Below are 20,333 nucleotides of genomic sequence, written 5' to 3'. Positions count from 1 at the left end.
TCCAGGACCCAGGAGACGAGAATGTCCGCTGTACCGAACGAAGTGATGAAATATGTCGCCGCCGAACGTGACGACGACCCGCAAGAAACCGTCGAGTGGCTCGAGTCGCTCGATGGCGTGATCTCCTCCGTGGGCACTGGCCGCGCGCACTACCTGATCGAAAAGCAGATCGAATTCGCCCGCATGCACGGCGAACACCTGCCGTTCTCCGCCAATACCCCGTATATCAACACGATTCCGGTCGAAGCCCAGGCGAAGATTCCGGGCGACCAGGACATCGAGCACCGCATCCGTTCGTACACGCGCTGGAACGCGCTGGCGATGGTGCTGCGTGCAGGCAAGGACACGAACGTCGGCGGCCACATCGCATCGTTCGCATCGGCCGCGACGCTCTACGACGTCGGCTACAACCACTTCTGGCACGCGGCGTCCGACCAGCACGGCGGCGATCTCGTGTTCGTGCAGGGCCACTCGTCGCCGGGCGTGTACTCGCGCGCGTTCCTGCTCGGCCGCCTGTCGGAAGAGCAGCTCGACAACTTCCGCCAGGAAGTCGACGGCAAGGGCATCTCGTCGTACCCGCACCCGTGGCTGATGCCGGACTTCTGGCAGTTCCCGACCGTGTCGATGGGCCTCGGCCCGATCATGGCGATCTACCAGGCACGCTTCATGAAGTACCTCGAGTCGCGCGGCATCGCGAAGACGGAAGGCCGCAAGGTGTGGGCGTTCCTCGGCGACGGCGAGACGGACGAGCCGGAATCGCTCGGCGCGATCGGCATGGCGAGCCGCGAGAAGCTCGACAACCTCGTGTTCGTGATCAACTGCAACCTGCAGCGTCTCGACGGCCCGGTGCGCGGCAACGGCAAGATCATCCAGGAACTGGAATCGGAATTCCGCGGCGCCGGCTGGAACGTGATCAAGGTCATCTGGGGCAGCCGCTGGGATGCGCTGTTCGCGCGCGACAAGTCGGGCGCGCTGATGCGCCGCATGATGGAGTGCGTCGACGGCGAATACCAGACGTACAAGTCGGAGTCGGGCGCGTACGTTCGCGAGCACTTCTTCAACACGCCTGAGCTGAAGGCGCTCGTCGCCGACTGGTCGGACGACGACATCTGGGCGCTGAACCGCGGCGGCCACGATCCGCACAAGATCTACGCGGCGTTCCACGAAGCCACGAACACGAAGGGCGCGCCGACCGTCATCCTCGCGAAGACCATCAAGGGCTACGGGATGGGCGAGTCGGGCCAGGCGATGAACATCACGCACCAGCAGAAGAAGCTGCCGGTCGAGCAACTGAAGAAGTTCCGCGACCAGTTCCGCCTGCCGATCACCGACGAGCAGATCGCCGACGTGCCGTACCTGAAGTTCGAGGAAGGCTCGAAGGAACTCGAATACATGCGCCAGAAGCGCATGGACCTCGGCGGCTACCTGCCGCACCGCCGCGAGAAGGCGACGTCGCTGCCGGTGCCGGCGCTCGACGCGTTCGAGCCGCTGTTGAAGGGCACGGGCGAAGGCCGCGAGATCTCGACGACGATGGCGTTCGTGCGGATCCTGAACATCCTGCTGAAGGACAAGGCGCTCGGCAAGCGCGTCGTGCCGATCGTTCCGGACGAATCGCGCACGTTCGGCATGGAAGGCCTGTTCCGCCAGATCGGTATCTGGAACCAGGAAGGCCAGAAGTACGTGCCGGAAGATTCCGACCAGCTGATGTTCTACAAGGAATCGCAGACCGGCCAGATCCTGCAGGAAGGCATCAACGAAGCGGGCGGCATGTGCGACTGGATCGCGGCGGCGACGTCGTATTCGACGCACGGCGAGATCATGGTGCCGTTCTACATCTTCTATTCGATGTTCGGCTTCCAGCGGATCGGCGACCTCGCCTGGGCGGCGGGCGACATGCGTTCGCGCGGCTTCCTGCTCGGCGGCACCGCGGGCCGCACGACGCTGAATGGCGAAGGCCTGCAGCACGAAGACGGCCACTCGCTGCTGTGGGCGGCATCGGTGCCGAACTGCGTGAGCTACGACCCGACGTTCGGCTACGAACTCGCGGTGATCATCCAGGACGGCCTGCGCCGCATGGTGCAGGACCAGGAAGACGTGTACTACTACATCACGGTGATGAACGAGAACTACGAGCACCCGGCGATTCCGCAGGGCGAGCACGTGGCGGCCGACATCATCAAGGGCATGTACGCGTTCAGGAAGGCCGACGCCGACAAGAAGGCGCCGCGCGTCCAGCTGCTCGGCGCGGGCACGATCTTCAACGAAGTGATCGCCGCCGCCGACCTGCTGAAGAACGACTGGGGTGTCGCCGCCGACCTGTGGAGCGTGCCGAGCTTCACCGAGCTCGCGCGCGAAGGCCACGACGTCGAGCGCTGGAACCTGCTCCATCCGACCGAGGAGCGTCGCCTGTCGCACGTGCAGAAGTGCCTGAAGGACACGCAGGGCCCGGTCATCGCGTCGACCGACTACGTCCGTGCGCTGGTCGACCAGATCCGCGGCCAGATCGACCGCCGCTTCGTCGTGCTGGGCACCGACGGCTTCGGTCGTTCGGACACCCGCGAGAAGCTGCGTCACTTCTTCGAGGTCGACCGTCACTGGGTCACCGTCGCCGCGCTCAACGCGCTGGCCGACGAAGGCACGATCGAGCGCAAGGTGGTCGCGGACGCGATCGCCAAGTACAACCTCGATCCGTCCAAGCCCAACCCGATGACCGTTTAAACGCACACGCCGTGTAATGCCGCGCGCCGCTCCCGCGAGGAGCGCGCGCGGCCATGGAGACAGAAACAGATGAGTCAAGCGATCGAAGTGAAGGTGCCGGATATCGGCGATTACAAGGACGTGCCGGTCATCGAGATCGGCGTGAAGGTCGGCGATACGGTCGAGCCCGAGCAGTCGCTCGTCACGCTCGAGTCCGACAAGGCGACGATGGACGTGCCGAGCCCGGTCGGCGGCGTCGTGAAGGAAATCAAGGTCAAGGTCGGCGATTCCGTGTCGGAAGGTTCGCTGATCGTGCTGCTCGAAGGTAGCGCAGGCGCCCAGGCGAACGGCGCGGCTGCGCCGGCCGCGGCTCCGGCTCCGGCTCCGGCAGCAGCGCCGGCACCGGCCGCCGCGGCGCCCGCCGCCGCCCCGGCAGCCGCCGGCGGTACGCTCGAGGTGAAGGTGCCCGACATCGGCGACTACAAGGACGTCCCGGTGATCGAGATCGGCGTGAAGGTCGGCGACACGGTCGAGAAGGAACAGTCGCTCATCACGCTCGAATCGGACAAGGCGACGATGGACGTGCCGAGCCCGGCCGCCGGCGTCGTGAAGGACATCAAGGTGAAGGTGGGCGATTCGGTGTCGGAAGGCACGCTGATCGTGCTGCTCGAAACCGCCGGTGCACCGGCTGCCGCCGCGCCGCAGGCCAGCGCGCCGGCTCCGGCCGCGCCGGCGCCCGCGCCTGCTGCCGCACCGGCGCCCGCGCAGGCCGCGCCCGCACCGGCTGCTGCCGCGCCGGCCGCTGCGCCGTCGGGTGAATACCGCGCGAGCCACGCGTCGCCGTCCGTGCGCAAGTTCGCACGCGAACTCGGCGTCGAAGTCGCGCGCGTGCAGGGTAGCGGTCCGAAGGGCCGCATCACGAAGGAAGACATCACGGGCTTCGTGAAGGGCGTGATGACGGGCCAGCGCGCGGCACCGGCCGCGGCAGCCGCGCCGGCAGGCGGCGGCGAGCTGAACCTGCTGCCGTGGCCGAAGGTCGACTTCTCGAAGTTCGGCCCGTTCGAGGCGAAGCCGCTGTCGCGCATCAAGAAGATCTCGGGCGCGAACCTGCATCGCAACTGGGTGATGATCCCGCACGTCACGAACAACGACGAAGCGGACATCACCGAGCTCGAAGCGCTGCGCGTCCAGTTGAACAAGGAACACGAGAAGGCGGGCGTGAAGTTCACGATGCTCGCGTTCGTGATCAAGGCAGTCGTCGCCGCGCTGAAGAAGTTCCCGACCTTCAACGCGAGCCTCGACGGCGACAACCTGGTGTTCAAGCAGTACTACCACATCGGGTTTGCAGCTGACACGCCGAACGGTCTCGTCGTGCCGGTGATCCGCGATGCGGACAAGAAGGGGCTCGTCGATATCGCGAAGGAAATGGCCGAGCTGTCGAAGGCCGCGCGCGACGGCAAGCTGAAGCCGGACCAGATGCAGGGCGGCTGCTTCTCGATCTCGTCGCTCGGCGGCATCGGCGGGACGAACTTCACGCCGATCATCAATGCGCCGGAAGTCGCCATCCTCGGGTTGTCGCGCGGCCAGATGAAGCCGGTGTGGGACGGCAAGCAGTTCGTGCCGCGGCTCACGCTGCCGCTGTCGCTGTCGTATGACCATCGCGTGATCGATGGCGCCGAGGCCGCGCGATTCAATGCGTATCTCGGGGCGTTGCTCGCCGATTTCCGTCGCATCATTCTTTGATGAGCGGGGAGGGGGCTCGCGAGGGCGTGGGTTTGTTTTTGGTGCTCCACGCCCTTTCGTTGAACCTGTTTTGCCAACGGTCTGCTAGCGTCGCCCCTGCGCGGGGCGGCGGTCACTTTTCTTTGTCTTCCAAAGAAAAGTAACCAAAAGAAAGGCGCGTCCTTGGGCGGACGGCAAAGGTGGTCCTGCCCAACGTCCCGTGCTCTTGTCAGGCCGCATGGCGTCAGTTTCCGCTTTTTCGCCAGCCCCTCCCTCTCTCTCCGCAGTCAATCAAGAAGGGGACAGTCATGAGTCTCATCGAAGTCAAGGTTCCGGATATCGGCGATTTCAGCGGCGTCGATGTCATCGAAGTCAACGTCAAACCCGGCGACGTGATCGAAAAAGAACAAACCCTCATCACGCTCGAATCCGATAAAGCCTCCATGGAAGTGCCCAGCGACGTCGCCGGCACCGTCAAGGAAGTCAAGGTCAAAGCCGGCGAGAAAGTCTCGCAAGGCACCATCATCGCCATCGTCGAAGCCTCGGCAGGCGCAGCCGCTCCCGCGAAAGCACCCGAAGCGCCGAAGCCCGCAGCCGCCGCACCGGCGCCGGCCGCAGCCGCGTCGGCACCCGCGCCGCAAGCCGGCAGCTACGCAGGTGCCGCCGACATCGAGTGCGACATGCTCGTGCTCGGCGCCGGCCCCGGCGGCTACTCGGCCGCGTTCCGCGCCGCCGATCTCGGCATGAAGACCGTGCTCGTCGAACGCTATTCGACGCTCGGCGGCGTGTGCCTGAACGTCGGCTGCATCCCGTCGAAGGCGCTGCTGCACACGGCACTCGTCATCGACGAAGCCGCGGCGCTCGCGTCGCACGGCATCACGTTCGGCAAGCCGCAGGTCGATCTCGACAAGCTGCGCGACTTCAAGGGCGGCGTCGTCAAGAAACTGACGACGGGCCTCGCCGGCATGGCGAAGGCGCGCAAGGTCGAAGTGGTCACCGGCGTCGGCGCGTTCGTCGATCCGTTCCACATGGAAGTGCAGGGCGAAAACGGCAAGAAGGTCGTCAAGTTCAAGCAGGCGATCATCGCCGCCGGCTCGCAAGCGGTGAAACTGCCGTTCATGCCGGAAGACCCGCGCATCGTCGATTCGACGGGCGCGCTCGAACTGCGCCAGTTGCCCAAGCGCATGCTCGTGATCGGCGGCGGCATCATCGGCCTCGAAATGGCCACGGTGTACGCGACGCTCGGCGCGGAGATCGACGTCGTCGAAATGATGGACGGCCTGATGATGGGCGCCGACCGCGATCTCGTGAAGGTCTGGGAAAAGTACAACGCGAAGCGCTTCGGCAACGTGATGCTGAAGACCAAGACGGTCGGCGCGGAAGCGAAGGAAGACGGCATCTACGTGAAGTTCGAGGGCGAGAAGGCGCCCGCGGAAGCGCAGCGCTACGACCTCGTGCTCGTCGCGGTGGGCCGCAGCCCGAACGGCAAGAAGATCGGCGCCGACAAGGCCGGCGTCGCGGTCACGGATCGCGGCTTCATCGACGTCGACAAGCAGATGCGCACGAACGTGCCGCACATCTTCGCGATCGGCGATATCGTCGGCCAGCCGATGCTCGCGCACAAGGCCGTGCACGAAGGCCACGTCGCCGCGGAAGCCGCGCACGGCGAGAAGGCGTATTTCGACGCACTGCAGATCCCGTCGGTGGCGTACACCGATCCGGAAGTGGCGTGGGCCGGCAAGACGGAAGACCAGTGCAAGGCCGAAGGCATCAAGTACGGCAAGGCCGTGTTCCCGTGGGCCGCGTCGGGCCGCGCGATCGCGAACGGCCGCGACGAAGGCTTCACGAAGCTGATCTTCGACGAGGAAACCCATCGCGTGATCGGCGGCGGCATCGTCGGCCTGAACGCGGGCGACCTGATCAGCGAAGTGTGCCTTGCGGTCGAGATGGGCGCGGACGCGGAAGACATCGGCAAGACGATCCATCCGCACCCGACGCTCGGCGAATCGGTCGGCATGGCCGCCGAACTGTACGAAGGCGTCTGTACGGACCTGCCACCGCAACGCAAGAAGTAACGCGAGCGGTACGGCCGGCCACGCGCCGGCCGTGAAAAAACGCCGTCGCCCGGGTCATCCGGCCGACGGCGTTTTCTTTTGCGGGGCGTGCGACGGGCTCGAATGTGGCGGGCAGTTGCCGCCCGCGCACGTTCCGGCGCCGGAAACGAAAAAGCCGCGCTGCGCGCGGCTCTTTCAGGAGCAGGGGACGCTTACGCGGCCGGCTTGCTCGAACGACGTGCGGCGGCGGCGGTGGCAGCCTTCGTGGCGACGGCGGCAGCGGCGTTGAAGTTCGTTTCAGCGATTTCCACTGCTTGCTTCGTGGCCTTCTGAACCGTTTCGTACGTGGTGTTCGCAGCGTTCAGTGCCGACTTCAGTGCGGCGACGGCCGTTTCCGAACCAGCCGGGGCGTTCTTCGCGACGTTGTCGACGAGCGCCTGGACCTTCTTGTTCTGCTCGTCGAATTGCGCTTCGGCAACCTTCGCGAATTCGGCTTGCGTCGACGATGCGATTTCGTACAGGTGACGGCCGTACGACAGCACCTTTTCCGCGACCGGCTGCGACAGGCTCGCCTGCAGCGCGATCAGTTCCTGCGCGTCCTTCACCGACAGCAGGCGCTGTGCATTTTCCTGGCCTTCGGCCAGCGTCGACTTCACGACTTGCAGGTTGAGTTCGATCAGCTTCTCGACGCCTTCGAACGCCTTGGTCGTCAGACCGAACAGGCTTTCGAGGTTGGCTTTTTGGGCGGCGGCGATTTGCTCGGGGGTCAGCAAGGACATGTCAGGCTCCTGAAAAGCGATCGCGTCGATCGCAGGATAAAGGGCACTACACTGGGGAACTTCGGCGCCGCGTGCTTTGTGCAACGCAGCAATGAGGCCTATTTTAGGGCAGAGAAATCGGATGTCAAGCATTTTTTGTGCGTTGCACAATCGCGACAAATTATCGATAAAACAACGAGTTATCGCGCCCGTTCGGAATCGGTTTCAGGCGCGTTCCCACATGGTGCGCACGGCGGCGGGGCAAACGCGTCGCACCATGATCATGCACAGGTAAACCTGACAGGCCCATGGAACGTTATCCTTCTGTTCCTGTCGAAAAACGCGCCGTTTCGATGCGCGTGCCGTGGCGACGTGCCGCCGCCACGGTCGAGACCGGCGCCCTTGGCACGCCGAGCCCCGGATACGTAGTTTCCCCGCTTTAAATCGCCTCCAAAGTGACGTTATCTCAATTAACCGTGCGGTAATCGGGAGACGGGCGCTGTCGGGCAGTGCGTCCCATGGATTTTTTCGATGGGAGCGGGAGAGTCGATTGGCCAGAGGTGGGCCGACTCTTACATTCCGGTTTAAAGACGATCGGTAAGTGCCTAATATTGCTCTTTTTTTAAGCTTTAACTACACTTGCGGAAACCTCCCGCCCGCTTTGTCCAGACCCCAATGAAAGCCGAATCGTTTTCACCGCGCAGATTGTTGCAGAGCATGACGCTCGGCACCGCTGTGTCGGTCGCAGTCGCGTTGCTGGCGACTACCGCGTCCGTCACGCCTGCTGACGCCTTCGCCGCCACTGCGAAGACCCAAGCCGCCAAGAAAAAGGCCGTCGCTCCTGCTTCGTCCGCGAAGAAGAAGTCGGCCGGGGCGACCTCCGACAAATCCGCCAAGGTCGCCTCGGCCGATGCGCCGCGCGCGAAGGCGTCGCGAAAGCGCGTGACGCTCGCGGCGAACAGCGTGCACGGCGGCCATCGCGGCGCGGTGCGCAAGGTCGCGTTCCAGCCGCGCCGCCCGACGGTCGGCCAGGCGTTCGGCCTGCACGACACGCCCGACGCGCTCGCGCTGCGCTCGAGCGTCGCGTACGTCGTCGACCAGAATACCGGCGAGCCACTGTTCGACAAGAATTCGCACGCGGTCGTGCCGATCGCGTCGATCTCGAAGCTGATGACGGCAATGGTCGTGCTCGACTCGAAAGCGCCGATGGCCGACCAGATCGAAGTCACCGACGAAGACCGCGACTACGAGAAGGGCACGGGCTCGCGCCTGTCGGTCGGCTCGGTGCTGTCGCGCGAGGACATGCTGCACATCGCGCTGATGGCGTCGGAAAACCGCGCGGCGGCAGCGCTGTCGCGTTACTACCCGGGCGGCCGTCCGGCGTTCATCGCGGCGATGAACGCGAAGGCGAAGTCGCTCGGCATGACCGACACGCACTTCGAGAATTCCACCGGCCTGTCGAGCTCGAACGTGTCGAGTGCGCGCGACCTCGTGAAGATGGTCAATGCGGCGTACCAGTATCCGATGATCCGTCAGTTCTCGACCGATCGCACCTACGAGGTGTACACGGGCAAGCGCAACCTGGTCTACAACAGCACCAATGCGCTGATCCGCGGCAACGGCTCGTGGGACATCGGCCTGCAGAAGACGGGCTTCATCAACGAAGCGGGTGAATGCCTGGTGATGCAGGCGACGATCCACGGCCGGCCGATGGTGATGGTGCTGCTCGATTCGTTCGGCAAGTACTCGCGCTTCGCCGACGCCTCGCGCCTGCGCAACTGGCTCGATGCCGGCGGCGGCGAGCGCCTGACGGCGGCCAACACGCCGAACGGCGGTACCTGATCGTCCACGGCGGTTCGCCGCCATGCCGATCGCCGCAACGAAGAAGCCCCGCAATCGCGGGGCTTTTTTTGTCCGACGAATCGGGAGCCGGGCCGGTGCCGGGCCGACGGCGAGGCTTACGCCTGCCGCTGCAGCCCGTCCACGTCTTTCTCGGGCGCCGGCCGGTAGCCGAGCGATTCCGAGATGGTGAGTGCCGTCCGGCTCAACTGGCCGAGCCACGCGTCCTGCAGCCGGTCGGCCGGCGCCGACAGCGACAGGCCGGCAACGAGCTTCCCGGAATCGTCGTAGATGCCGGCCGCGATGCAGCGCACGCCGAGTTCGAGCTCCTCGTTGTCGCGCGCGCACGACTGCTGGCGGACGATCGTCAGCTCGCGTTCGAGCTTCGCGATATCGGTGATGCTGTTCTGCGTATGGCCGGACAGCCCCGTGCGCGTCGCATAGGCACGCACGCGCGACGTCTCGTCGGCCGCGAGGAACAGCTTGCCGACCGACGTGAGATGCAGCGGCGCGCGGCCGCCGATCGCGCGGACGACCTGCATTCCCGAGCGCTCGGAGTACGCGCGCTCGATATAGACGATCTCGTCGCCCTGGCGCACCGACAGGTTCACGGTCTGCCCGGTGAGGCGGTGCAGCTCGCGCATCGGCATCAGCGCCGCGTCGCGCACCGACAGGCGCGCCTTCACGAGATTGCCGAGCTCGAGCAGCCGCATGCCGAGACGGTACGTGCCGGGATCGGAGCGGTCGACGAGGCGGCAGGTCACCATGTCGTTGAGGATGCGGTGCGCGGTCGACGGGTGCAGTTCCGTACGCTGCGCGAGTTCCTTCAGGCTGACGGGGTCGCTGTGCGCGGCGAGCGCGTCCAGCAACCGCATCATGCGTTCGATCACCTGGATCGACGTTTTTGAATCGGGGGTGGGTTGGCTCATGTCGGGGGAGGAATCGATTGACGCGTCAGGCGGTGTTGGACCGATTGTATCTCGTATCGTGAAAAAAGCGAACGCCGTTCGAGGAAGTCCTCGTTTCGTGCGCTGCGGGCTTGCGCGCGGGCCGGCGTTGGTCTTGCCGGTCAAACGTCGGATAATGAGAGCCGTTTTCTCGAAGGAGCACGTATGCGAGTCGGTTTGTTCGTGACCTGCCTGGTCGACCTGATGCGCCCCGAAATCGGTTTTTCGGCGCTCAAGCTGATTCGCGACGCCGGCTACGAGGTGATCGTGCCGCCCGCGCAGACCTGCTGCGGCCAGCCGGCCTACAACTCGGGCGACCGCGCGCTGGCGCGCGACCTCGCGGAAAAGACCCTGCGCGAGTTCGAGCAGTTCGATTACGTCGTCGTGCCGTCGGGTTCGTGCGGCGGGATGATCCGCGCGCACTACGGCGACCTGTTTCGCGACGATCCCGAACTGATGGGGCGCTACACGCGCTTCCAGCAGAAAGTCCACGAACTGACCGATTTCCTCGCGAACGTCGCGAAGGTGTCGCTCGCGCCGGGCGAGTTCGCCGGGCCGGTCACCTATCACGATTCGTGCTCGGGCCTGCGCGAGCTCGGCGTGAAGGCGCAGCCGCGCGCGCTGCTCGCGCAGCGCGGCGTCGCGGTGACCGAGATGAAGGATTGCGAGCACTGTTGCGGCTTCGGCGGCACGTTCGCGGTCAAGTACGGCGACATCTCGGCGGCCATCGCGGACGAGAAATGCGCGAACGTGCGCGCGTCGGGCGCGGGCACGGTCGTGCTCGGCGATCTCGGCTGCATGTTGAACATCGAAGGGCGGTTGCGCCGCACCGGCGACCGCGACACGCGCGTGCTGCACGTCGCGCAGGTGCTGGCGGGCGACGTCTGACGCCCGGTTCCGCTCACTTTCCCCGATACCGCGATGCAAGTCCAATCGATGCATTTCAAGGCGCGCGCCGGCCAGAAGCTGGCCGACCAGCGCCTGCAGCAGAACCTGAAGAAACTGTCGACGAAGTTCGTGTCCGCCCGCGCCGACGCGATGACCCTGATCGACTTCCCGGCCACGCGCGCCGCGCTCAAGGCGCGCCGCAACCGCGCGCTGGAGAATCTCGACGTGTGGCTCGAGGCATTCGAGCGCGAGGCGACGCGGCGCGGCACGACGGTGCTGTTCGCCGAAACGACCGCCGACGCCGCGCGGCTCGTGGCCGACATCGCGCGCCGGCACGACGTGAAGAAGGTCATCAAGACCAAGTCGATGGTGTCCGAGGAAATGCGGCTGAACGCGGTGCTCGCCGAGATGGGCGTGCAGTCGATCGAGACGGACCTCGGCGAATACATCCTGCAGATCAACGACAACGAGCCGCCGAGCCACATCATTGCGCCCGTCGTGCACAAGGACAAGGACGAGATCGCCGACCTGTTCGCGCGCACGCACCGGCGCGAGCGGCTCACCGAGATTCCGGACATGACGCGCGAGGCGCGCGAGGTGCTGCGCCCGCATTTCATGTCGGCCGACATGGGCGTGACGGGCGGCAACTTCGTGATCGCCGAGACGGGTTCGGTGGCGATCGTGACGAACGAAGGGAACGAGGGCATGTGCACGGTCATGCCCCGCGTGCATGTCGCGGTGACGGGCATCGAGAAGGTGCTGCCGACGCTCGAGGATCTCGCGACCGCGATGCGGCTGCTGCCGCGTTCCGCGACTGGGCAGAAGACGTCGAACTATTTCTCGCTGCTGACCGGGCCGCGCGGGCCCGGCGACGAGGACGGCCCCGAGCACAACTATGTGGTGCTCGTCGACGGCGGCCGCACGGGCCTGATCGGCGGCGAATTCCAGGAGATGCTCCGCTGCATCCGCTGCGGCGCGTGCATGAACCATTGCCCGGTGTACCAGAAGGTCGGCGGTCATGCGTACGGCTGGGTCTATCCGGGGCCGATGGGATCGGTGCTGACGCCGAGCTACGTCGGGCTCGATCGCGCGCTCGACCTGCCGCAGGCGGCGACGCTGTGCGGCGAATGCGACAGCGTATGTCCGGTCGGGATTCCGTTGTCGCACCTGTTGCGCACGCTGCGCGAGAAGCAGGTCGAGCGCCATCTGCGGCCGTGGCGCGAGCGGGCGGCGCTCGCCGCGTGGGGTTTCCTTGCGCGGCGGCCGATGCTGTATGCGCTGACGACCAAGCTCGCGGTGCGCGTCCTCGAGCGGCTGGGCGGCAACGGCGGCATGCTGCGGCGCCTGCCGATGATGGGCGGCTGGATGAACACGCGCGACATGCCGACACCGACCGGGCGCACGTTCCGCGAACTGTACGCGGCGTCGCAAAGCCACCTCGGCTGACACTGTTCAGTGAGCAGCAACAGTGCGTTCGCTATTCGCATATTTATCTCGATAGATGCGATCTATAGAATCTTGGCTGTAGTCCCCGGAATCGGGTTTCGGGGTACGAGGTCAAGGAGGTACGCATCATGAAAAAGACAATATCGATGTACTGGCCGCTGGCAATCGTGGTTCCGCTGGCGGCGGCTGCCTATCTGCATGCGATGGCCGATGCGCCGTCGCGCGGCCCGCTCGCGGCTCATCAGGCGTCCGCCGAACTCGCGCGCGCGGTGTCGTTCGGGCTGGTCGACGACGCGGCGAAGCCGCTGCCGGCCGCATCCGGCGACGTCGTGATCGCTGCGCCCAAGGCGCTGTAAGGCACGTCGCCGTCGCTTCGCGCGGCGGCGCGATTTCGGGCGCCTTTGTATAATGGCGCGTTCTTCTTCCCACGCGGTTCGCCGCGGTTTTCCGATAGTGCGATGACCCGCGTAGCGATCTGTTTCGTCTGTCTCGGCAATATCTGCCGTTCGCCCACGGCGGAAGGCGTGATGCGCCACCAGGTGGGCGCGGCCGGGCTGGCCGACCGGATCGCGATCGATTCGGCCGGCACCGGCGATTGGCACGTCGGCGAGCCGCCCGACTCGCGCGCGCAGGCGGCGGCCCGCACCCGCGGCTATGACCTGTCGGCGCTGCGGGCGCGGCAGGTGAGCGCGGCGGATTTCGAGCGTTTCGACCTGCTGCTGGCGATGGACGAAGCCAACCTCGCGGAATTGCGCCGGCGCTGTCCGCCGGCGCATCGCGACAAGGTGCGCCTGCTGATGGAATTCGCGCCGGGCGCGGCCGAGACCGAGGTGGCCGATCCTTATTTAGGCGGCGAGCAGGGCTTCGAACAGGTGCTCGATCAGGTCGAGCGCGCGTGCGCGGGCCTGCTGGACACGCTGCGCAGTCGCGCCGCGCGCTGATCGACACGGGAAATTCAGCGGTCTGCGAATACCCTGTCGAAGACATGGATACTTGACTAAAATCGTCAAATATTTATACTTGACCAAAATCGTCAAGATTGCAGTCCCCTAGACACCATGAGACTCACCACCAAAGGCCGTTTCGCCGTCACGGCGATGATTGACTTGGCACTGCGCCAGGAGCAGGGCCCGGTGACGCTTGCAGGCATCAGCCAGCGCCAGCGGATTTCGCTCTCGTATCTCGAACAGCTGTTCGGCAAGCTGCGCAGGCATGAAATCGTCGAATCCGTGCGCGGCCCGGGCGGCGGCTACAACCTCGCGCGTCGCGCGCAGGACGTCACCGTTGCCGACATCATCATCGCGGTCGATGAACCGCTCGACGCCACGCAGTGCGGCGGCAAAGGCACGTGCGACGGCTCGAAGCAGCCCGACGGCCATTGCATGACGCACGAGCTGTGGTCGACGCTGAACCAGAAAATGGTCGAATACCTCGATTCGGTGTCGCTGCAGGATCTCGTCGATCAGCAGCGCGCACGCGAGGGCGCCCCTGCGGTGCTGCGCGACCGTCGCGCGCCGGAGCCCGTCGCCGCACCGGCCGAGCCCGTGCGCACGATGCCGCTCGGCCCCAATTCGGTGTTCAACATCGCGAGTTCGTGAGCGCGAAGGCGCCCGTCACACCCCATAACGCACATAGTCCCTGCACAGAATACCCGGAGCGACAGATGACCCAAGAGACTCTCCACCTGCCCATCTATATGGATTACAGCGCGACGACGCCCGTCGATCCGCGCGTGGTCGACAAGATGGTGCCGTACCTGCGCGAGCAGTTCGGCAACCCGGCGTCGCGCAGCCACGCTTATGGCTGGGACGCGGAGCGTGCGGTCGAGGAAGCGCGCGAACAGGTGGCCGCACTCGTGAACGCCGATCCGCGCGAGATCATCTGGACGTCCGGCGCCACCGAGTCGGACAACCTCGCGATCAAGGGCGCCGCGAACTTCTACAAGGGCAAGGGCAAGCACATCGTCACGGTGAAGACCGAGCACAAGGCCGTGCTCGACACGTGCCGCGAGCTCGAGCGCGACGGTTTCGAAGTCACCTACCTCGACGTGAAGGAAGACGGCCTGATCGATCTCGACGTGCTCAAGGCCGCGCTGCGCCCCGACACGATCCTCGTGTCGGTGATGCACGTGAACAACGAGATCGGCGTGATCCAGGACATCGAGACGATCGGCGAAATCTGCCGCGAGAAGGGCATCGTGTTCCACGTCGATGCCGCGCAGTCGACCGGCAAGGTCGAAATCGATCTCGCGAAGCTGAAGGTCGACCTGATGTCGTTCTCGGCCCACAAGACGTACGGCCCGAAGGGCATCGGCGCGCTGTACGTGCGCCGCAAGCCGCGCGTGCGCATCGAGGCGCAGATGCACGGCGGCGGTCACGAGCGCGGCATGCGTTCGGGCACGCTGCCGACGCACCAGATCGTCGGCATGGGCGAGGCGTTCCGCATCGCGCGCGAGGAAATGGCGACCGAGAACGAGCGCATCCGCATGCTGCGCGACAAGCTGCTGCGCGGCCTGTCGCAGATCGAGGAAACCTACGTGAACGGCGACATGGACCACCGTGTCCCGCACAACCTGAACATCAGCTTCAACTTCGTCGAAGGCGAGTCGCTGATCATGGCGATCAAGGACGTCGCGGTGTCGTCGGGCTCCGCGTGCACGTCGGCGTCGCTGGAGCCGTCGTACGTGCTGCGCGCGCTCGGCCGCAACGACGAGCTCGCGCACAGCTCGATCCGCTTCACGGTCGGCCGCTTCACGACGGAGCAGGAAGTCGACTTCGTGATCGATCTGCTGAACAGCAAGATCGCGAAGCTGCGCGAACTGTCGCCGCTCTGGGAAATGCACCAGGAAGGCATCGATCTGTCGACGATCGAATGGGCCGCGCACTGATACCGCATTGAATGCAACCGCGGGCGGATTGACGCACGCAGACGTAACGAGTCAAGGAGTCTGAGTCATGTCTTACAGCAACAAGGTTCTGGATCACTACGAAAACCCGCGCAACGTCGGTTCGTTCGCGAAGGACGACGACACGGTCGGCACGGGCATGGTCGGCGCGCCGGCGTGCGGCGACGTGATGAAGCTGCAGATCCGCGTCGGCGCGGACGGCGTGATCGAAGACGCGAAGTTCAAGACCTACGGCTGCGGTTCGGCGATCGCATCGAGCTCGCTCGTCACCGAATGGGTGAAGGGCAAGACGCTCGACGAGGCACTGTCGATCAAGAACACGCAGATCGCCGAGGAACTCGCGCTGCCGCCGGTGAAGATTCACTGCTCGATCCTCGCGGAAGACGCGATCAAGGCAGCCGTGGCCGACTACAAGAAGCGCCACGACACCAAGGAAAGCGATCAGGCAGCAGCCTGAGCGGCATCGAGCGTTGTGAAGGAACGCGGTGCGTCGTCCAGGCGCCCCGCGGCAAGGACATCATGGCAATTACACTGACCGAAAAAGCAGCACAACACGTCCAGAAATACCTCGTCCGCCGCGGCAAGGGTGTGGGCCTGCGGCTTGGCGTTCGCACGACCGGGTGCTCGGGGCTCGCGTACAAGCTCGAGTATGTCGACGAGCTGGCTCCCGAGGATCAGGTGTTCGAGAGCCATGGCGTGAAGGTCGTCGTCGATCCGAAGAGCCTCGCCTATATCGACGGCACCGAGCTCGACTTCGCCCGCGAAGGCCTGAATGAAGGGTTCAAGTTCAACAACCCGAACGTGAAGGACGAGTGCGGGTGCGGGGAATCGTTCCGCGTGTGACGCGGCTCCCTCCGCGCGATGCGGGCAAGAGGCGGCACGGGCCGCCTTTTTAATGTGCGGCGTTTGCCGCGCGACGAACCGGAATTGAACGCGACGATGGTTTCGCTGAAAGACAGCCATTTCGACCTGTTTCACCTGCCGGCGCAATTCGCGCTCGACGAGACGGCGCTCGACGCCGCCTATCGGACGGTGCAGACGCAGGTGCACCCGGACCGCTTCGCGGCGGCCGGCGACGCGCAAAAGCGCATCGCGATGCAATGGGCCACGCGCGCGAACGAAGCGTACCGCACGCTGCGCGATCCGCTGAAGCGCGCGTCCTATCTGCTGTCGCTGCGCGGCGTCGACATCGGCGCGGAAAACAACACGGCGATGGAGCCGGCGTTCCTGATGCAGCAGATGGAGTGGCGCGAGGGCATCGAGGATGCCGCGGCCGCCCGCAACGTCGACGCGCTCGACGCGTTGCTCGCCGAATTGCGCGACGAGAAGCGCGTGCGCGTCGAGCGCCTCGGCACGCTGCTCGACAGCGGTGCCGACCAGGCCGCCGCGGAAGCCGTGCGTCAGCTGATGTTCATCGAACGGGTCGCGTCGGAAGTGGGCGCGCAGATCGAGCGCCTCGAAACTTAACCGCGTGCCTCGCGGCACGCGCAGCAAACGGGCCGAGCGCCCGAACGAACCAAGATGGCTTTACTGCAAATTTCCGAACCGGGCATGGCGCCGGCGCCGCACCAGCGGCGACTCGCCGTCGGGATCGATCTCGGCACGACGAACTCGCTCGTCGCCGCCGTGCGCAACAGCGTGCCCGAAGTCCTGCCGGACGAAGCCGGCCGCGTGCTGCTGCCGTCGGTGGTCCGTTACCTCGAGAAGGGCGGCCGCCGCATCGGCCACGAAGCGAAGGAGCAGGCCGCGACCGATCCGCGCAATACGATCGTGTCGGTCAAGCGCTTCATGGGCCGCGGCAAGGCCGAGGTCGAAGGCGCGGCGAACGCGCCGTACGAATTCGTCGACGCGCCTGGCATGGTGCAGATCCGCACGATCGACGGCGTGAAGAGCCCGGTCGAAGTGTCGGCCGAGATTCTCGCGACGCTGCGCTATCGCGCGGAAGACACGCTCGGCGACGAGCTGGTCGGCGCGGTGATCACGGTGCCCGCCTACTTCGACGACGCGCAGCGCCAGGCGACCAAGGACGCCGCGCGCCTCGCCGGCCTCAACGTGCTGCGCCTGCTGAACGAACCGACCGCCGCGGCGATCGCCTACGGTCTCGACAACGCGGCCGAAGGCCTGTACGCGGTGTACGACCTCGGCGGCGGCACGTTCGACCTGTCGATCCTGAAGCTGACGAAGGGCGTGTTCGAAGTGCTGGCCGCGGGCGGCGATTCCGCGCTCGGCGGCGACGATTTCGACCACGCGCTGTTCGATCACGTGCTCGCGCAGGCCGGTATCGACGCGAAGACGCTCGCGCCCGAGGACGTGCGCTTGCTGCTCGATCGCGTGCGCGTGCTGAAGGAAGCGCTGTCGTCCGCGCCGGAGGCCGCGCTCGACGTGACGCTGTCGAGCGGCGCGCACCTCGTGCAGACGATTTCGCACGACACGTTCGCGTCGCTCGTCGAGCCGCTCGTGCAGCGTACGCTCACGCCGACCCGCAAGGCGCTGCGCGATGCACAGGTCACGCCGGCCGACATCAAGGGCGTGGTGCTCGTCGGCGGCGCGACGCGCATGCCGGTGATCCGCGACGCGGTCGCGAAGTATTTCGGCCAGCCGCCGCTCGTGAACCTCGATCCGGACCAGGTGGTCGCGCTCGGCGCGGCGATCCAGGCCGATCTGCTCGCGGGCAATCGCGGCACCGGCGACGACTGGCTGCTGCTCGACGTGATTCCGCTGTCGCTCGGTGTCGAGACGATGGGCGGCCTCGTCGAGAAGATCATTCCGCGCAACTCGACGATTCCGATCGCGCGTGCGCAGGAATTCACGACCTTCAAGGACGGCCAGACCGCGATGGCGATCCACGTCGTGCAGGGCGAGCGCGAGCTTGTCGCCGACTGCCGGTCGCTCGCGCGCTTCGAGCTGCGCGGCATTCCGCCGATGACGGCGGGCGCCGCACGCATTCGCGTGACCTATCAGGTCGACGCGGACGGCCTGTTGTCGGTGTTTGCGCGCGAGCAGTTGTCGGGCGTCGAGGCATCGGTCGTCGTGAAGCCGTCGTACGGCCTCGCCGACGACGACATCGCGAAGATGCTGGAAGACAGTTTCAAGACCGCCGAAATCGACATGCGCGCCCGTGCGCTGCGCGAAGCGCAGGTCGAGGCCGAGCGGATGCTCGAGGCGACGCAGGCCGCGCTGGCGGCCGACGGCGAACTGCTCGATGCCGGCGAGCGCGCGCGGGTCGACGCGCTGGCTGCCGCCCTGCGCGCGGTCGCGCAGGGCGACGATACGAATGCGATCGAAGCGGCGACCAAGGCGCTGGCCGACGGTACCGACGAATTCGCGGCGCGCCGGATGGACAAGAGCATCAAGCGCGCGCTGTCGGGCCGCCGGCTCGACGAGATCTGAACCCACGAACCGCGCATCGGCCGGCCACGGCCCGCGCGCTAATGAACCACGCGGCGCCTGGCGCCGCACCCTGACTGACGGAACGGACATGCCTCAACTGGTGGTGCTGCCTCACGTCGAACTGTGCCCGGATGGCGCGGTGATCGACGCGACGCCCGGCAAGAGTATCTGCGACAACCTGCTCGACAACGGGATCGAGATCGAGCATGCATGCGAGAAGTCGTGCGCATGCACGACGTGCCACGTGGTGATCCGCGAAGGCTTCAACGATCTCGCGCCGTCCGAGGAGGACGAGGACGATCTGCTGGACAAGGCGTGGGGCCTCGAGCCGACGTCGCGCCTGTCGTGCCAGGCGATCGTGAAGGAAGATTCGGACCTGGTGGTCGAGATTCCGAAGTACTCGATCAACCACGCGAAGGAAAATCACTGACCGAAACCGGAGGCAGGCGATGAAATGGACCGATTCGCGTGAAATAGCCATTGCACTGGCGGACAAGCACCCGGACATCGACCCGCAGCGGATCAACTTCGTCGACCTGCGCCAATGGGTGCTCGCGCTCGACGGCTTCGACGACGATCCGGCGCACTCGGGCGAGAAGATCCTCGAGGCGATCCAGGCGCACTGGATCGACGAATCCGACTTCGACGACGAGGACTGACCGACCCGGCCGGGGCCACGGCGTACGCTGCAATGGTGTACGCCGCGCCAATGAAAAAACGGCTCGTGAGCGCCTGCTCGCGAGCCGTTTTCGTTTTGGGCGAAGTGCCCGCGCGCGACGCGTGGGCAGCGACGCCGGCGATGACGCGATCGGGAGCTTACGCGCCGACCAGCGTGCCGTTCTCGATCCGCACGCGCTGGCCCTGGCCGAACGGCGGCGGGTTGTGGTACGTGAACGTGCGCATCGCGCCGCTTTCCATCTGCACTTGCACCTGATAGTCGGTTTCCGCGCGGACCTGTTTCTCGACCTGGTTGCCGGCGAGACCGCCGCCCAGCGCGCCGATGATCGTCATCGCGGTGCGACCGTTGCCGTGGCCGAACTGGTTGCCGAGCAGGCCGCCGGCCGCCGCGCCGCCCACGGCGCCGATGCCCGAGCTCTGGCCCGGCGTGCGCGTTTGCGTGATCGAGACGACCGTGCCGCAACTCTGGCAGTAGGCTTGCGCAGGCGCCGACGGCTGCTGCGCATATTGCGGCGGCTGCGGGGCGGTCGTGTGACGGCGGTGCGGCGCAGCCGGGCGCGGCGCGGGCTTCGGCTCGGCCTGCGCGACGGCGGCCTTCTGCTGCGCGGCGGCCTGTTCCGCGGCCTGTCGTTGCGCTTGCGCGGCCAGCGCGGCGCTGGCGGCCGCGGCCGTATCGACCGCCGGCTGCGACGCGATCAGCGCGGCCTGGGTTTGGCCGTTCTGTTCGTTGCTGCTGGTGGCTTTCGGGAAGACGCCCGTGATCGCTGCCGTCGCCGCGAGACTGGCGACGATGACGGCGCCGGCCGCGGTGGCGATCAGCGGGTGGAGGCGTTGCTTTTGCGGCGTGGTCTGATTCTGGTTGTCCATTTTTTTCTCCAATGTCGATCCGGATCGGCGCGTGGCGCCGGAGCTGGATCCCACGCTCGGGAGCGATCAGACTTGGCGTTCCTGCGCCTCGTTCTGGTCCCGTGGTCATGCGTGGTGACGCAACAGGAGTGTCGTCCACGGC

At 66.0% G+C, this 20,333-nt stretch carries 19 protein-coding genes; 16 read left to right on the top strand and 3 right to left on the bottom strand.

The features are described from left to right. Positions 1 to 21: 21 nt before the first annotated feature. From aceE to lpdA, 3 genes are all read left to right on the top strand, one after another. Positions 22 to 2,718, top strand: coding sequence for a pyruvate dehydrogenase (acetyl-transferring), homodimeric type (aceE, locus tag LGM42_RS08700; RefSeq protein ID WP_059583310.1), 2,697 nt, complete (start codon positions 22 to 24; stop codon positions 2,716 to 2,718). Between the two features lie 69 nt (positions 2,719 to 2,787). Continuing rightward, a complete protein-coding gene (aceF, locus tag LGM42_RS08695; protein WP_226231998.1) occupies positions 2,788 to 4,440 on the top strand; it encodes a dihydrolipoyllysine-residue acetyltransferase in 1,653 nt (550 codons plus the stop codon). 287 nt (positions 4,441 to 4,727) lie between these two features. Beyond that, positions 4,728 to 6,494 (top strand): dihydrolipoyl dehydrogenase, encoded by a 1,767-nt coding sequence (gene lpdA / locus LGM42_RS08690; RefSeq protein ID WP_226231997.1) that lies wholly within the window; start codon positions 4,728 to 4,730, stop codon positions 6,492 to 6,494. A gap of 191 nt (positions 6,495 to 6,685) precedes the next feature. On the opposite strand, the gene LGM42_RS08685 is transcribed toward lpdA, so the two are convergent. Further along, positions 6,686 to 7,252 (bottom strand): phasin family protein, encoded by a 567-nt coding sequence (locus LGM42_RS08685; RefSeq protein WP_034188948.1) that lies wholly within the window; start codon positions 7,250 to 7,252, stop codon positions 6,686 to 6,688. A gap of 654 nt (positions 7,253 to 7,906) precedes the next feature. On the opposite strand from LGM42_RS08685, the gene pbpG reads away from it, so the two are divergent. Continuing rightward, positions 7,907 to 9,073 (top strand): D-alanyl-D-alanine endopeptidase, encoded by a 1,167-nt coding sequence (pbpG, locus tag LGM42_RS08680; RefSeq protein ID WP_059583315.1) that lies wholly within the window; start codon positions 7,907 to 7,909, stop codon positions 9,071 to 9,073. A 116-nt stretch (positions 9,074 to 9,189) separates the two neighbouring features. On the opposite strand, the gene LGM42_RS08675 is transcribed toward pbpG, so the two are convergent. Further along, positions 9,190 to 9,999 carry an IclR family transcriptional regulator gene (locus tag LGM42_RS08675; RefSeq protein ID WP_006478384.1) on the bottom strand — a complete coding sequence of 270 codons (810 nt, stop codon included), beginning with the start codon at positions 9,997 to 9,999 and terminating at the stop codon, positions 9,190 to 9,192. 183 nt (positions 10,000 to 10,182) lie between these two features. Here LGM42_RS08675 and LGM42_RS08670 point away from each other — a divergent pair, with 183 nt between their 5' ends. The 12 genes from LGM42_RS08670 to iscX all read left to right on the top strand — a co-directional run bounded on the left by LGM42_RS08670 (position 10,183) and on the right by iscX (position 19,305). Beyond that, on the top strand, positions 10,183 to 10,905 hold the full coding sequence (locus tag LGM42_RS08670) for a (Fe-S)-binding protein (protein ID WP_124658711.1): 723 nt from the start codon (positions 10,183 to 10,185) through the stop codon (positions 10,903 to 10,905). 33 nt (positions 10,906 to 10,938) lie between these two features. After that, positions 10,939 to 12,351: a lactate utilization protein B gene (locus tag LGM42_RS08665; RefSeq protein WP_226231996.1), complete on the top strand. Its 1,413-nt coding sequence runs from the start codon at positions 10,939 to 10,941 to the stop codon at positions 12,349 to 12,351. Between the two features lie 128 nt (positions 12,352 to 12,479). After that, positions 12,480 to 12,707, top strand: coding sequence for a hypothetical protein (locus tag LGM42_RS08660; RefSeq protein WP_059643905.1), 228 nt, complete (start codon positions 12,480 to 12,482; stop codon positions 12,705 to 12,707). A 102-nt stretch (positions 12,708 to 12,809) separates the two neighbouring features. Further along, a complete protein-coding gene (locus tag LGM42_RS08655) occupies positions 12,810 to 13,292 on the top strand; it encodes a low molecular weight protein-tyrosine-phosphatase (RefSeq protein ID WP_226231995.1) in 483 nt (160 codons plus the stop codon). Between the two features lie 117 nt (positions 13,293 to 13,409). After that, positions 13,410 to 13,949, top strand: a complete 540-nt coding sequence (iscR, locus tag LGM42_RS08650; protein WP_006401955.1) for a Fe-S cluster assembly transcriptional regulator IscR — start codon at positions 13,410 to 13,412, stop codon at positions 13,947 to 13,949. Between the two features lie 65 nt (positions 13,950 to 14,014). Continuing rightward, on the top strand, positions 14,015 to 15,238 hold the full coding sequence (locus LGM42_RS08645) for an IscS subfamily cysteine desulfurase (protein ID WP_059583323.1): 1,224 nt from the start codon (positions 14,015 to 14,017) through the stop codon (positions 15,236 to 15,238). A gap of 67 nt (positions 15,239 to 15,305) precedes the next feature. Continuing rightward, positions 15,306 to 15,713, top strand: coding sequence for a Fe-S cluster assembly scaffold IscU (iscU, locus tag LGM42_RS08640; RefSeq protein WP_006478389.1), 408 nt, complete (start codon positions 15,306 to 15,308; stop codon positions 15,711 to 15,713). A gap of 62 nt (positions 15,714 to 15,775) precedes the next feature. Further along, positions 15,776 to 16,099: an iron-sulfur cluster assembly protein IscA gene (iscA, locus tag LGM42_RS08635; RefSeq protein ID WP_011885413.1), complete on the top strand. Its 324-nt coding sequence runs from the start codon at positions 15,776 to 15,778 to the stop codon at positions 16,097 to 16,099. A 96-nt stretch (positions 16,100 to 16,195) separates the two neighbouring features. Then, the gene (hscB, locus tag LGM42_RS08630) at positions 16,196 to 16,723 is read left to right on the top strand and encodes a Fe-S protein assembly co-chaperone HscB (protein WP_006491598.1); all 528 of its coding nucleotides are present in this window, start codon (positions 16,196 to 16,198) and stop codon (positions 16,721 to 16,723) included. A gap of 54 nt (positions 16,724 to 16,777) precedes the next feature. Then, entirely contained in the window at positions 16,778 to 18,646 is a 1,869-nt protein-coding gene (gene hscA, locus LGM42_RS08625) for a Fe-S protein assembly chaperone HscA (RefSeq protein ID WP_226231994.1), read from the top strand. 88 nt (positions 18,647 to 18,734) lie between these two features. Continuing rightward, positions 18,735 to 19,076 (top strand): ISC system 2Fe-2S type ferredoxin, encoded by a 342-nt coding sequence (gene fdx, locus LGM42_RS08620; protein WP_059583325.1) that lies wholly within the window; start codon positions 18,735 to 18,737, stop codon positions 19,074 to 19,076. Positions 19,077 to 19,095: 19 nt separating this feature from the next. Beyond that, complete coding sequence (gene iscX, locus LGM42_RS08615; protein WP_060310132.1) at positions 19,096 to 19,305, top strand: Fe-S cluster assembly protein IscX; 210 nt, start codon at positions 19,096 to 19,098, stop codon at positions 19,303 to 19,305. A gap of 157 nt (positions 19,306 to 19,462) precedes the next feature. Here iscX and LGM42_RS08610 read toward each other — a convergent pair whose 3' ends face one another. Beyond that, on the bottom strand, positions 19,463 to 20,191 hold the full coding sequence (locus tag LGM42_RS08610; RefSeq protein ID WP_226231993.1) for a glycine zipper 2TM domain-containing protein: 729 nt from the start codon (positions 20,189 to 20,191) through the stop codon (positions 19,463 to 19,465). Between the last annotated feature and the right edge of the window lie 142 nt (positions 20,192 to 20,333).

The sequence above is a fragment of the Burkholderia sp. AU39826 genome, assembly GCF_020419965.1.
Taxonomy (GTDB): Bacteria; Pseudomonadota; Gammaproteobacteria; order Burkholderiales; family Burkholderiaceae; genus Burkholderia; species Burkholderia semiarida.
Note: the sequence above shows the minus strand (reverse complement) of the source record. Positions and strands in the feature narration are given on the sequence as shown.